Annotated in this window: 14 protein-coding genes, 3 tRNA genes and 2 pseudogenes; 10 read left to right on the top strand and 9 right to left on the bottom strand. The window is 45.9% G+C overall.

The window, feature by feature from the left end:
* Nucleotides 1-341 precede the first annotated feature (341 nt).
* On the top strand, nucleotides 342-1067 hold the full coding sequence (locus ACJHYR_RS19875) for a helix-turn-helix domain-containing protein (protein ID WP_000936635.1): 726 nt from the start codon (nucleotides 342-344) through the stop codon (nucleotides 1065-1067).
* Nucleotides 1025-1702 (top strand): DNA-binding transcriptional activator BglJ, encoded by a 678-nt coding sequence (bglJ, locus tag ACJHYR_RS19870; RefSeq protein WP_001309201.1) that lies wholly within the window; start codon nucleotides 1025-1027, stop codon nucleotides 1700-1702. Before ACJHYR_RS19875 ends, bglJ begins: the two co-directional genes overlap by 43 nt.
* A 37-nt stretch (nucleotides 1703-1739) precedes the next feature.
* Here bglJ and fhuF read toward each other — a convergent pair whose 3' ends face one another.
* Entirely contained in the window at nucleotides 1740-2528 is a 789-nt protein-coding gene (gene fhuF / locus ACJHYR_RS19865; RefSeq protein ID WP_000331572.1) for a siderophore-iron reductase FhuF, read from the bottom strand.
* Nucleotides 2529-2668: 140 nt separating this feature from the next.
* Here fhuF and ACJHYR_RS19860 point away from each other — a divergent pair, with 140 nt between their 5' ends.
* Nucleotides 2669-2905, top strand: a complete 237-nt coding sequence (locus tag ACJHYR_RS19860; RefSeq protein WP_001422893.1) for a DUF1435 domain-containing protein — start codon at nucleotides 2669-2671, stop codon at nucleotides 2903-2905.
* A 38-nt stretch (nucleotides 2906-2943) separates the two neighbouring features.
* Here ACJHYR_RS19860 and ACJHYR_RS19855 read toward each other — a convergent pair.
* The 4 genes from ACJHYR_RS19855 to rsmC all read right to left on the bottom strand — a co-directional run bounded on the left by ACJHYR_RS19855 (nucleotide 2944) and on the right by rsmC (nucleotide 4676).
* Nucleotides 2944-3030: transfer RNA gene (locus ACJHYR_RS19855), tRNA-Leu, on the bottom strand.
* 34 nt (nucleotides 3031-3064) lie between these two features.
* A tRNA-Leu gene (locus ACJHYR_RS19850) sits at nucleotides 3065-3151 on the bottom strand.
* Between the two features lie 28 nt (nucleotides 3152-3179).
* Nucleotides 3180-3266: transfer RNA gene (locus ACJHYR_RS19845), tRNA-Leu, on the bottom strand.
* 378 nt (nucleotides 3267-3644) lie between these two features.
* Entirely contained in the window at nucleotides 3645-4676 is a 1032-nt protein-coding gene (gene rsmC / locus ACJHYR_RS19840; RefSeq protein WP_001272335.1) for a 16S rRNA (guanine(1207)-N(2))-methyltransferase RsmC, read from the bottom strand.
* A 102-nt stretch (nucleotides 4677-4778) separates the two neighbouring features.
* On the opposite strand from rsmC, the gene holD reads away from it, so the two are divergent.
* From holD to ACJHYR_RS19805, 7 genes and pseudogenes are all read left to right on the top strand, one after another.
* Entirely contained in the window at nucleotides 4779-5192 is a 414-nt protein-coding gene (gene holD / locus ACJHYR_RS19835) for a DNA polymerase III subunit psi (protein WP_000204018.1), read from the top strand.
* Nucleotides 5161-5607: a ribosomal protein S18-alanine N-acetyltransferase gene (gene rimI / locus ACJHYR_RS19830; RefSeq protein WP_001092461.1), complete on the top strand. Its 447-nt coding sequence runs from the start codon at nucleotides 5161-5163 to the stop codon at nucleotides 5605-5607. The genes holD and rimI overlap by 32 nt, the downstream gene beginning before the upstream one ends.
* Before the next feature lie 14 nt (nucleotides 5608-5621).
* On the top strand, nucleotides 5622-6299 hold the full coding sequence (gene yjjG / locus ACJHYR_RS19825; protein ID WP_000870712.1) for a pyrimidine 5'-nucleotidase: 678 nt from the start codon (nucleotides 5622-5624) through the stop codon (nucleotides 6297-6299).
* Nucleotides 6300-6389: 90 nt separating this feature from the next.
* Nucleotides 6390-6458: pseudogene (locus tag ACJHYR_RS19820) on the top strand (hypothetical protein); the annotation flags it as partial.
* Nucleotides 6459-6684: 226 nt separating this feature from the next.
* Nucleotides 6685-7908 (top strand): tyrosine-type recombinase/integrase, encoded by a 1224-nt coding sequence (locus tag ACJHYR_RS19815; RefSeq protein ID WP_072837552.1) that lies wholly within the window; start codon nucleotides 6685-6687, stop codon nucleotides 7906-7908.
* Between the two features lie 263 nt (nucleotides 7909-8171).
* Nucleotides 8172-9926: an ATP-binding protein gene (locus ACJHYR_RS19810; protein ID WP_072837551.1), complete on the top strand. Its 1755-nt coding sequence runs from the start codon at nucleotides 8172-8174 to the stop codon at nucleotides 9924-9926.
* Nucleotides 9920-10771 (top strand): hypothetical protein, encoded by an 852-nt coding sequence (locus tag ACJHYR_RS19805; RefSeq protein WP_213057449.1) that lies wholly within the window; start codon nucleotides 9920-9922, stop codon nucleotides 10769-10771. The genes ACJHYR_RS19810 and ACJHYR_RS19805 overlap by 7 nt, the downstream gene beginning before the upstream one ends.
* 343 nt (nucleotides 10772-11114) lie before the next feature.
* Here ACJHYR_RS19805 and ACJHYR_RS19800 read toward each other — a convergent pair whose 3' ends face one another.
* From ACJHYR_RS19800 to ACJHYR_RS19785, 4 genes and pseudogenes are all read right to left on the bottom strand, one after another.
* On the bottom strand, nucleotides 11115-11735 hold the full coding sequence (locus ACJHYR_RS19800) for a DUF551 domain-containing protein (RefSeq protein WP_072837550.1): 621 nt from the start codon (nucleotides 11733-11735) through the stop codon (nucleotides 11115-11117).
* Nucleotides 11735-12097, bottom strand: coding sequence for a phage protein (locus ACJHYR_RS19795; RefSeq protein ID WP_001506963.1), 363 nt, complete (start codon nucleotides 12095-12097; stop codon nucleotides 11735-11737). Before ACJHYR_RS19795 ends, ACJHYR_RS19800 begins: the two co-directional genes overlap by 1 nt.
* Nucleotides 12088-12624, bottom strand: a pseudogene (gene yfdR / locus ACJHYR_RS19790) (5'-deoxynucleotidase). Before yfdR ends, ACJHYR_RS19795 begins: the two are co-directional and overlap by 10 nt.
* Nucleotides 12625-12752: 128 nt before the next feature.
* Nucleotides 12753-13398 (bottom strand): YfdQ family protein (locus tag ACJHYR_RS19785; RefSeq protein ID WP_033812751.1); only part of this gene is annotated, 646 nt, incomplete at its 5' end.

Genomic DNA, 13398 nt, shown 5'->3' with positions numbered 1-13398 from the left:
AGATTTTATTGAATAAATATTGATTGTGTGATTTTGCATTCTACTGGAAGGGATATCAGTTAATTATAAATTAAATGAATGAGAATTCTGTTTTTCATTAAGTATTTCTAACAACTTAATGTAGATATTTTAAATGTCTCCAGGCTATTTCACCAGGTTATCATTTGATGCTAACCTTCTGACACATGCAGTGGAGTTGTTGTGCAGCAGGAGTATGCTGATATGAAAGTGAATGCTAAGGATAATTTATTCGCTTAATCTATTAATTTGCTGGAAACATTTAAGGAATGAATATCCTGAATAAACCATCATAATTTTTAGACAGTGGATGTGGAGGAAATATGTTGCCAGGATGCTGCAAAAATGGAATTGTTATCAGTAAAATACCTGTTATGCAAGCAGGGTTAAAAGAGGTCATGAGGACTCACTTCCCTGAATATGAAATAATATCCAGCGCCTCTGCGGAGGACCTTACCTTATTACAATTACGTCGTTCCGGATTAGTCATTGCTGATTTAGCCGGTGAAAGTGAAGATCCACGTTCTGTTTGTGAACATTATTATTCTTTAATCTCACAATATCGGGAAATTCACTGGGTTTTCATGGTGTCACGCTCCTGGTATTCCCAGGCAGTAGAACTGCTTATGTGCCCTACGGCGACGTTATTGTCTGATGTTGAACCCATTGAGAATCTGGTCAAGACCGTACGTTCCGGCAATACGCACGCAGAGCGTATCAGCGCCATGCTGACCTCTCCGGCAATGACTGAAACTCATGATTTTAGCTATCGCTCCGTCATTCTCACTCTTTCAGAGCGCAAGGTACTGCGGCTATTAGGTAAAGGATGGGGCATCAACCAGATAGCTTCATTGCTTAAGAAAAGTAATAAAACTATCAGCGCCCAAAAAAACAGTGCGATGCGTCGACTGGCAATTCACAGCAACGCTGAAATGTATGCATGGATAAATAGCGCACAGGGTGCAAGAGAACTTAACTTGCCTTCTGTTTATGGAGATGCCGCAGAATGGAACACAGCCGAATTAAGAAGAGAAATGTCGCACTCATAGAAAAATGCGTCATGAGTAGTATCGGTATTGAGAGTTTATTCAGAAAGTTTGCGGGTAACCCTTATAAGCTCCATACCTATACCAGTCAGGAGTCATTTCAGGATGCCATGTCGCGGATCTCGTTTGCGGCGGTCATTTTTTCTTTTTCTGCCATGAGAGGTGAGCGTAGAGAGGGATTATCTTGCCTGACTGAACTGGCGATTAAGTTTCCGCGTACCCGGCGTTTAGTTATTGCGGATGATGATATTGAAGCTCGGCTGATCGGCTCATTGTCGCCATCACCGCTGGACGGTGTATTAAGTAAAGCGTCAACGCTGGAGATTTTTCATCAGGAACTCTTTTTGTCATTAAATGGTGTACGTCAGGCGACCGACCGACTGAACAATCAGTGGTACATTAATCAAAGCCGAACGCTAAGCCCGACGGAGAGAGAAATATTGCGCTTTATGTCGCGTGGCTACTCAATGACACAAATTGCCGAGCAGCTTAAACGCAATATCAAAACGATCCGTGCACATAAATTTAATGTGATGTCGAAACTGGGCGTAAGTTCTGATGCAGGGTTGTTGGAGGCCGCAGATATTCTGTTATGTATGCGGCATTGCGAAGCAAGTAATGTGTTGCATCCCTATTAATCCGCATGATGCCGGGTTTACTTCCCCGGCAGTGCTTTCATTTCAGCATACAATCGCCACATTGCTGCACATCCGGTAAGCGATAACGCTGGCAGCAAGTGCGGCGCACCAGCAGGCCGTCGCGCAGTACCACGGTACGCCAGAGTGGATTATCTTCACCGTTCGTGAGCATTTTCTCAAAAAAGAGGGCATGGCGCAGCGATTCAACCGTCGCCTCGCCAAGCAGCTGTTTCATCTCAGTCAGATACCAGTTGATCAAATAACCGGTATTGCTCCAGATAAGTTTGCCGTTGATCTCTCCCGTTGCTTCTAATGCCTGCACTACCGGAACCAGCGCCTGACTGATTAACGTTTCCATTCGCTGCTGCGGCGAATGTAGTGTTGCGTTTTTATCTTCACACACATCGACCCAGAAACAGGCGGCGCGTCCGGTTTCGTGAAACTCAACGTGGAAATGTTCCGGCGACACATCTAATGCTTTTTCCTGCGTCAGCAGCGCCAACATTAATGGTGGCACCATCAGGCCGATATACCATTGCGCCCATAGTGAGATCAGCGGTTTGTTCTCGCGGATCATCGTTGGTTGGTTGCGATAGATATGATCGGAATAGACCGCCAGTAGAGAACTTAGCGCATTCGTTGATGACCATTGCGCCAGCGTCATGGCGTTAAGCGGAGCGGGTTCATCCAGGCGGATAAACTCGAGCAAATGTTCACGATGTTCGGCGATCGTCGCCCGTATGGCTTGTGCAAGCCCAGCATCCTGCGGCTGGAGATGCGTTCGCCAGATAACATCTTCATAGAGCGGTGCGGAACGATAGGCCATAATCGGGATAGTAATCTAAATGATAATGATTGCTAATCCTAGCGATAGGTTTACCCGATAGCAAGGGATTTCTCTGGCTTGCAAATGATAAAAATTATCATATGATATTAGTTATCATTATCAATGAAAGAGATGAAACCATGTTGCAACGTACGCTGGGCAGTGGCTGGGGAGTGTTGCTGCCGGGATTGCTGATTGCAGGGCTGATGTATGCGGATTTATCGCCGGATCAGTGGCGGATTGTCATTCTGATGGGATTAATATTGACGCCGGTGATGCTGTATCACAAACAGTTGCGGCATTACGTTTTGCTGCCATCGTGCCTGGCGCTTATTGCTGGCATCATGCTGATGATAATGAATTTGAATCAGGGATGAAAAATCAGGGAAGAAACAAGAAAGGAAGTAAAGATAATTGGTGCGAGGGGGGGGACTTGAACCCCCACGTCCGTAAGGACACTAACACCTGAAGCTAGCGCGTCTACCAATTCCGCCACCTTCGCACAGTCATCTTACTTTTTTTGATATCGCCTCGTTTGGTGCGAGGGGGGGGACTTGAACCCCCACGTCCGTAAGAACACTAACACCTGAAGCTAGCGCGTCTACCAATTCCGCCACCTTCGCCCAGTGCGAGCAATATCAACGTGGTTTTTGGTGCGAGGGGGGGGACTTGAACCCCCACGTCCGTAAGGACACTAACACCTGAAGCTAGCGCGTCTACCAATTCCGCCACCTTCGCATACCATCAATTCTTAAAAAGAATTGCTACCACGGAGGCGCATTCTAGTGGTTTTCAGCTTTTCGTCAATAGTTAATTATCGCCGGAGGTGTAATTGCTGGAAAAATGGCCATCAGGAAACTAACGTGCAGGTTTTGTAGGTCGGATAAGGCGTTCACGCCGCATCCGACACGGTATTTGGGTGCAGATGCCAGATGCGACGCGGGCGCGCCTTATCTGGCCTACGAAGGGCTAACGTGCAGGTTTGGTAGGTCGGATAAGGCGTTCACGCCGCATCCGACACGGCATACGGGGGCAGATGCCAGATGCGACGCTAGCGCGTCTTATCTGGCCTACGGGGTAACGTGCAGGTTTGGTAGGTCGGATAAGGCGGGATACTTAACCTTTCTTCGCCTGGCGGGTCATAATGGCGCGATACACCTTGAAGCGCCCGGTTTGCGCGATCACTTCGTGGAAGCCAAATGTCTCATCCAGCACGTCCGGGTAAGGCAGGAAGGCGTTCGCTACAATTCGCAGCTCGCCGCCGCTATTAAGATGACGCACCGCGCCGCGAATCAGCGTTTGCGCCGCATCGAGGCTGGTTTGCATCCCATCGTGGAACGGCGGGTTGGAGATGATCATATCAAAACGACCTTTCACCTCGGAAAAGACGTTACTGGCAAAGACTTCACCTTCAACACCGTTGGCCGCAAGTGTTGCGCGGCTGGCTTCTACCGCTGGCGCAGAGACATCGCACAGAGTGAGACGAATTTTCGGTGAATGGCGCGCAAAGGCAACAGAAAGCACGCCCGCGCCACAGCCGACATCCAGTACTTTACCTTTCGTGTGCGGAGTTAACGTCGAGAGCAGTAACTGGCTACCGACATCCAGACCGTCGCGGCTAAACACGCCAGGCAGCGTTTTGACTGTCAGGCCATCGACGCTGTATTCGCCCCAGAATTTATCGGCATCAAATTCCGGCTGTTTTTCCAGACGACCAAAATAGAGGCCACAGCGACGGGCGCTGTCGACTTTATTCAACGGCGCATAATCTGCCAGCATCTGTTCGGCGCTGCGCACGCCGCTGCGGTTCTCGCCAACGACAAAAATATCCGTGCCCACCGGCAGTAGAGAAAGTAAATTCATCAACTGGAACTGGGCTTCCGGTTTGTTCTTCGGCCAGTAGTAAATCAGCGTATTGCAATCTGCGACATCATCCGCCGTGGCGACCAGACTGAAACGGGCGTTATCCCCCATCTGGCGGCTTAACACCTGCCAATGGTGGAATTGCTGGGTATGAGCACGGCTGGCCGCGGTATCTAAACGCGCGGGCAGGTCATCCTGTAAGTCTCCGGCAAAAAGAATACGGCTTTGTTCGAAATCATCACTGTGACGCAGCAAGACTTCACTTGCCGGGGTAAATGCAGACATGGAATGCTCCTCAATTGATACTGGCGGCGATTATAGCCATATGTTGGCGCGGTATCGACGAATTTGCTATATTTGCGCCCCTGACAACAGGAGCGATTCGCTATGACATCCCGACGAGACTGGCAGTTACAGCAACTGGGCATTACCCAGTGGTCGCTGCGTCGCCCTGGCGCGTTGCAGGGGGAGATTGCGATTGCGATCCCGGCACACGTCCGTCTGGTGATGGTGGCAAACGATCTTCCCGCCCTGACCGATCCTCTGGTGAGCGATGTTCTGCGCGCATTAACCGTCAGCCCCGATCAAGTGCTGCAACTGACGCCAGAAAAAATCGCGATGCTGCCGCAAGGCAGTCGCTGCAACAGCTGGCGGTTGGGTACTGACGAACCGCTATCACTGGAAGGCGCTCAGGTGGCATCACCGGCGCTCACCGAATTACGGGCAAACCCAACGGCACGCGCCGCGTTATGGCAACAAATTTGCACATATGAACACGATTTCTTCCCTCGAAACGACTGATTTACCAGCGGCTTACCACATTGAACAACGCGCCCACGCCTTTCCGTGGAGTGAAAAAACCTTTGCCAGCAACCAGGGCGAGCGTTATCTCAACTTTCAGTTAACGCAAAACGGCAAAATGGCGGCGTTTGCGATTACGCAAGTGGTGCTGGATGAAGCTACATTGTTCAATATTGCGGTCGATCCTGACTATCAGCGTCAGGGATTGGGAAGGGCGCTGCTGGAACATCTGATCGACGAACTGGAAAAACGCGGCGTGGCGACGCTATGGCTGGAAGTCCGTGCCTCAAACGCTGCCGCCATTGCACTGTACGAAAGTTTAGGCTTTAACGAGGCGACGATTCGCCGCAATTACTACCCCACCACGGACGGTCGCGAAGACGCCATCATCATGGCGTTGCCAATCAGTATGTAAGACAAGGTGGAATAATGAAGTGGGACTGGATTTTCTTTGATGCCGATGAAACGCTGTTTACCTTTGACTCATTCACCGGCCTGCAGCGGATGTTTCTTGATTACAGCGTCACCTTTACCGCTGAAGATTTTCAGGACTATCAGGCCGTTAACAAGCCACTGTGGGTGGATTATCAAAACGGCGCGATCACTTCATTACAGCTTCAGCACGGGCGGTTTGAGAGCTGGGCCGAACGACTGAACGTCGAGCCGGGTAAACTCAACGAAGCCTTTATTAATGCGATGGCGGAAATCTGTACGCCGCTGCCGGGCGCGGTTTCTCTGCTTAACGCCATTCGTGGCAACGCCAAAATCGGCATCATCACCAACGGCTTTAGCGCCTTGCAGCAAGTGCGTCTGGAACGCACGGGCCTGCGTGATTATTTCGATTTGTTGGTGATTTCCGAAGAAGTTGGCGTAGCCAAACCGAATAAGAAAATTTTCGATTATGCGCTGGAACAGGCGGGCAATCCTGACCGTTCACGCGTGCTGATGGTTGGCGACACTGCCGAGTCCGATATTCTCGGTGGCATCAACGCCGGGCTTGCGACCTGCTGGCTGAATGCGCACAATCGCGAGCAACCAGAAGGCATCGCGCCTACCTGGACCGTTTCTTCGTTGCACGAACTGGAGCAGCTCCTGTGTAAACACTGATTGCCTCCCCCCCGTTGATGGGTAAAATAGCCGCAATTTTTCGTTTTCAACAAGCGCGGCGCGATGCCGCTTACTCAAGAAGAAAGAATTATGACGTTGTCTCCTTATTTGCAAGAGGTGGCGAAGCGCCGCACTTTTGCCATTATTTCTCACCCCAATAATTAAGCCCAAATTAAAGCTCTTTTACTCTTTCAAAATCCTTTCAGTTAATTGAGGTTGAGCTATATAACTCATTTAAATACATTTGGTTATGTGGCTTCTTTAATTGAAAATTCTTTCATGTAACTTTAAATCGATCAGCTTGCTTTCATCAAAAATCTGTACATATGCTTGTACATAATGTACAAAGCAGCAGAGGTGTTTTACGATTTGTACAAGGTGAGTAATGGCGCTGTCTGATGCGTGGTTGCGTTCAGTCGTTGGAAAGGAACGTGATAAGGTTTTGGTTAAATCTGATCGTGATGGTCTGTCTGTCAGAGTATCACCGAAAGGTCGCGTAGTGTTCCAATATCGTTATCAATGGGCAGGGAAAGGTGAGCGTCTTGATATCGGAACTTACCCGGCAACTGGATTAAAAGAGGCCAGAGAAGAAGTTATCCGTCTTCGTGGTGAACTCGAGTCAAACCGCAATCCACGATTGGTCAAGCAGGCAGAAAAACGCAAAGCTACTGAATCCATGACGGTAGAGTCTGTGATCCGTGCCTGGTATGAAGCATATTGTGTAAAAAATAAAAAAGGTTCTGAGCAGATACTCCGCTCATTTGAACTGCACCTGTTCTCTAAAATCGGGAGTATCCCTCACGATGCAGCTACATTGCATGATTGGTTAGAGGTCCTGGAGCCTCTTAGCACTAAGACTCCAGCAATAGCAGACCGATTGCTAATTAACGCAAAGCAGGCCCATGTCTGGGCGTATAAGAGAAAGCTTATTGAAACTCGCCCGCTGTCGGATATCACGGGTAAAGATATGGATATCCGTAAAGGTCAGAAGAAACGGTTTCTGACACACGATGAAATTAAAATTCTTTATGCTGCGATCGATGGTTCTCGAATGGTTCCCAAATACCGGGCCTTTATTAAACTATTGCTGCATTTCGGCTGTCGTAGTTCAGAGCTGATTACTGCCAGAGTGGACGATTTTGATTTCATTAATAAGGTATGGACTGTACCACCAGAGCGGCATAAGACAGGGGACATAACAGGCGAACCGCTAAAGCGGCCCATTATTGAACCTGTTGAAGAGCTTATAAAATATGTTATCTCTATGAACAACGGTTCCGATATGCTTTTTACTAAGGAAGGAAGCAGGGAGCCAGTTGGTCGGACATCATTGCAGTCGCTGCCTTACAATTTAATGCAATACGCATGGCGGCGTTTAGGATATCAATTCCCTCATTGGTCTCTTCATGATTTGAGGCGAACAGCACGAACGAACTTTTCTGATCTTACTGCGCCTCATATTGCAGAAATAATGCTAGGTCATAAACTGCCTGGGGTATGGCAAGTTTATGACAAGAGCGATTATCTAGAAGAACAGCGTAAAGCCTACCAGGCATGGTGGGAGAGAGTTGAATCGATTGTTACTTGTACTAGCTCAAAATCCAATTGATATTTCGCTTTAAGTGAAAGTGGGTATACCGAATTTTGAACACACTATTATAGCAAATACATTACTAACAATTTTGTGTCAATCCATATGGTATTGGAGTACAGCTTCTCAAAGGATTTTTTATTACACCATATGTTAAGACAATCCATTAGTCATTTACAATGGTTCTGTGAGCTCTATAAGCTTATGGCGACTAAGAATTCGACACGAACGATTCTAAATGATAGAAAGAGTCAACGATGGTTGATTAGAAAGAGGGGAATATGGACGTAATTTATGTGGGGAAGGATAACGTAAAACGTGACGCTATTCTTAAATCTCATGATACTGTTATCTTGTTATTATTTGATCGATGGGATGACTTCGATTATAAAACATCCTTCCCAACATACTGCCAGATTAACGGTAGAGAGGTTGAACTTCCGGCACTTAAGATTTTGATTAAGGATCAAATGACGTCTTTCAGTTATTTTGATGAGCTTGTTTCAAAAGGCTGGGATGGTGTATTTCCTATTAAAGATTTGTCCTATATTTCCAATCCTGAAGATATTACTTTTTACGAACTTATTGATGGACATCTTGGTTCAGATGCAGCTATTAAAGTTGCAGAGGTTCTCTGTGATGCGAGTTATATGGTGCATATTCTTGAAGATTCCAATAGTATGGAATTAGTTAGCTCAAACGGGTTTAAGAAGTCGCTCCAACGTGAACGTGGATCTATAAAATCATTTCTCGATGGATGGCGCGCTCTGAACGGAGAGGGTATTAGCATAGGAAATATGATCTTTCGCTTCCGAACATTTGGTGGAGACATCCAGCCCTTGAGTCTAAACTTCTCTACAGTTTCACCACTACCACATGATATTAATGTTCTGATTGGTCCTAATGGTATTGGTAAATCACAAGCTTTAATTCAGATTGTTGACGACTGGCTTAGATTGAATCCGAACGAAAAGAACGAAACTGGCTTTGAAAAAGAGCCCAATATTAATCAAATTGTTGTTGTTTCTTACAGCCCATTTGAATTGTTCCCAATTGATAGTGAAGTTGTCGATAGAGAGAGTGGTAATGAGCGGAAAGATCATGATGTTTATCGATATTTTGGTCTACGCACTTATGAAACACAAACGCACCCTGACGGTAAAGAGATAAAAAAAATCCGTTTATCTCGACAATGGCCTCATCTTAATGCAGCATATTCCTTAATATTATGCTTGGAGGATGATCGTAAATACGGTGCGATTAAAAATTGGTCTAATAAGGTTGCCACCCTTTATTCCGTATTAAAAAACGCAATTGATTTTGACGATATCGCTATTGGTGTTTCTGGTTTTGAAGATAAATCTCAACTATTTGAAAGTGGCCCATGGCTAGTGGATGATTCATTCATCCCGGCCGATGCCATAATTGATGGTAATGGACAACCTGAGGCATATATTCCAATTCGCTCCGACCGTATAGATGAACCAAATACAAAAAGATTACGCGAATTTCTTCACGTTCGCACAGGGATTATTTTCCTAAAGGACGGTTCGCCGATTAAATTGAGTTCGGGACAGAGACTGTTTTCCTACATGGTTACAAATATTTTAGGAGCAATACGTAGAAACAGTCTTATCTTAATCGATGAACCAGAACTATTCCTGCATCCTACGCTCGAAATTGCCTTTATACAAATGTTGAAGAAAATTCTTAGAAACTATGCCTCCAAGGCTTTGTTGGCAACACATTCATTGGTCACTGTACGTGAATTACCACGACATTGTGTTCATGTTTTTGAACGTACTAATGATAGTCTATTTATAAATCATCCGCCTTTTGAGACATTTGGTGGAGATATACAGCGGATTTCGTCTTATGTTTTTGGCGATAAATCTGTTTCTAAACCATTTGAGGCGTGGCTACGTGAAAAATTGGAAGAATATGGATCTGCTAAAGAGCTTATTGAAGCTTTAGGGGACAATATCAACGAGGAAATGTTGATTCAGATCCATGCAATGGCGGAGGATAAATGGTGATTCGTCTTGACTCTCCTTGTTTTGAGCTGAATGATATTGAATTAATTGAATGTATTGTTGAAGAGCGTCAGGGAGGCAAACACAAAGATTATTTTATCAGGATTAAAGAAGCATGGAAGAATCGAGTTTATCAATATATTGAGTTTGGTGGGAATCCTGAGTCTATTGAAATTTGGGAAGAAATGAATGACCCATTAGTTCATGGGCGATTCAAAAATTTATATATCTCTCCAGGTGTGGAATCTGTTCAGAAACCCCTTCTGGATAAATTGCGAAGTCGTGTATTGGATTATTGTCCGTCATGCGGTGAAGATGGAACTCCTAACACGCTTGATCATTATTTACCAAAAAACTTTTTTCCTGAGTTTTCTGTAACCTTAGTAAATCTTTTCCCTATGTGTGATATATGTCAAGGAGCCAAGGGAGTTAAGATTAGTGATGATAATGGTAAGCGACTTTTTATTCACCCTTACTATGATAGTTTTATTGAAAGACAAGTCTTAATATTAGATATTCATGAACCATTTAATGCGCCTACTTCAATTGGGCTTCACCCTCATCCTGAACTTGACAAAGAGTTTCAAGAATTAATTTCGAGACATATTACAGAGTTAAATATACCAGCACGCTACTATCGATATTTTCAAAGTAATTATTTGCGGTTACTGCGCCTTGTGGGAAAAATGCGCCATAAGGGGTTGAATGTAAGGGAGCAACTTGAGACTTTTCGATATATGGCTCTTGAAAAGTCGATTAATTCTTGGGGGCATATTTTCTATGACAGCGTGCTACGTAATGAACATCTAATGGAATATTTGTCCAATGAGATGCTGCCTATGATGTGAGCCATGCTATGTTTCATATACTAAAGTTGAAGATATTAATTACGGTTAAATAGTTCAGTTACTGAAACGTCTATGGCACAGAGCAGGTAATCAGATTAGATTTAGCTCTGTGCTATAGATGGGGCTGCTAACATCGGAACTAAGAAACGTTACTCTATAACGCCCGCAAACCTGTATATCTTGCGTGATGCCCATTTATTTGGGCAGGATTTGATATCAGGATCTGGAAAATCAGGCCTGTATTTCTGGCCAGTTCTCCTGTTTACGCTGTTCCAGCGAAGAACAGTCGATACTGAAACGCCACAGAAGTCGGCGACTTGTTTAGTTGTCATTAAGTTGTTCATTACTTCACCTCCTGCGGCGGCTCCGGTAGCGGCATCCAGTGGGTTACTTTCGATGCCGGTTCTTCCCCATCGTCAGTAACTGCCCACCATTTGTTTCTCGACCAATCGTAATACCCTTCGAAGGTATCGCACTCAGTCCAGCCGTAAGGCTTCCCCCAACACCAAACATACTGTTTATCGTTCGGCATTCGCTCACTACAGCTTATCCAACCATCCGGAGTTACCGGAGAGTTGCCCGACAGCTTGTTCAACTTGTAAGTCTGGCTTACAGGTTCGGCACCATGAAGCATGGCGGCGCGGCAGGCGTTCCAGCCTTCATCAAAGCCGACTATGCCATTATTTAAAGACGGACGAGCATCTGGCACCACCGGCACTGGCTTGGCTATATATAGCGGCTGAACATACCAGCTCTTTGATAACCAACTGTCAGCAATGTTTTTACTCCTCGTTATTGTCGGAATACCTAAGCCATTGTCTGAATGCAGCCATGCCACCGGATCCTCTACCAGCGATGCCAGAGCAATTTCATAGGCACGGCGCTCAATATCGTCTCGAACCTCTAGGTTGCTGATTCGTTCTTTGATTTCTTTAATCAGTTCTTTATTGGTAAATGTAGTCATTATGCTCCAGCCTCCGGTGCTTTTGGCATTACTGCCCAGTGAGTGATATTGACGTTTTCAAGGTCCCCGACCTGAAATGTCCACTGCCATTCTCCTGTTTCTTTTTGTCCCCAGGTGTACCAGAGAGAACGCCAGCCAATCAGCCAGCCTTCTCCGTTAGCATCAAATAACAGAACACTTTCATTTGCTGGTGGCAGTTCAGTTGACACTGGTATTACTTTGTTTTCCAGTGCTGCACATTTAGCTTCAAGCGCATCGAATTTACGTACCAGGTATTCAGCATCCGTTTCATTAACTTTCAGGTCTCGTGGTACACATCTCCCGCGAAGAAACCCTTCCATTTCGAAAACATTCATGCGCATTTGCGTAACTCCGATAACTCGTTAAAACGTACCATAAACATCCAGTAGGCATGGCCTGGAGCCAGTGGAATAACTTTGAACATCTCTGTTGCCGGGATACCTTCCAGTACTGGCCAGAAAGAGCCATCATCAAGCCCGAGATCGCGGCGTTAAGTTGCCAGCATGATGAGATCGGCATATTTCACAGGCGTGCTCATAACCGGGGGTAACCCGTATTTCTCACGGATTACGGCGTCTATTTTTTCTTCCATCCGTTTATAGTCAGGAAGAAGGTGTTTCAGTGGAGCCGGGATGTCCTGGCAATACGCTTCTGTTGCATCATGCATTAACGCTTCAAAAGCAAATTCCTGCGGTACCAGCTGGCTGCAAAGCACCGCATGTTGGGCGACGCTATAGAAGTGTGAAAGATGGCCGGCAAAGCGACAGATATTTGAAAGGGAAACCGCGATATCGTTAATATCGATGTTGTCTTTATTTATCCTGTCATAATAAAAATGCTTCCCGGAAAAAGTTTTAATAAATGACATTTTGTTCTCCACGTTATATGCACTGCACCGCGCTGAATTTTGGTTAAAGAAACCCCCCGCCTTCAGGCGATTATTGAGTCAATTACGTTCCCATAAATGCCCCCGCAGGGGCATTTGCAGTAATGAAATCAGGCGGTGAAAGTACCAATAAAGGTTTCTACTTTGCTGTCTTTGAATTTCTCAACAAGCAGATCACGAAATTCGTTAGCCATTTCTTCCTGCACCGCTTCCAGCTGAATAATGCGCAGAACCAGTACAGGACGATCGCCAGTGATAATGCTGAGGCGTAATTTAAATGGACGTTCTTTCAGGCCTTCAAACGGAACGCATTTAAATTCAAATGCCACTGGCATAATGTCTTTGGTCTTCGCTTCGACAGACTCCATCAGGGAGCGTTTGCCGCTGAAGTCATTATCTTCAAAATCCGCGGTCTGGTTTGCTTCAATCGTGATTTTACGGACCGCCGCAGCCGCTTTTGTTGCCTGAATGGTGTCACCATTAGCATCAAAGCCCACAAGGTAGTCGGCCCAGTCTTCAATCCATTCTGCCAGTGATTTCTGGGAGTTACGCTCGCCATTAACAGACAACAGAGCAGAGAACGGTGCTGTCTTTTTCAGTTTGAGAGTGGCGGTGTTATCTGCGTGACCTGGTTCATCAATAGTTCCCAGGTTAAGCACACTGACGGCACGCATATTATCAGCATCGATAAAGCAGCGGGTGCCTTCATCTGCAAGATCTTTAGAATAACGGGTAAAGTCATCGATGCTGGCAGTG

This window comes from Escherichia sp. WS1450 (assembly GCF_046487395.1).
Classification (GTDB): Bacteria; Pseudomonadota; Gammaproteobacteria; order Enterobacterales; family Enterobacteriaceae; genus Escherichia; species Escherichia coli.
Note: the sequence above shows the minus strand (reverse complement) of the source record. Positions and strands in the feature narration are given on the sequence as shown.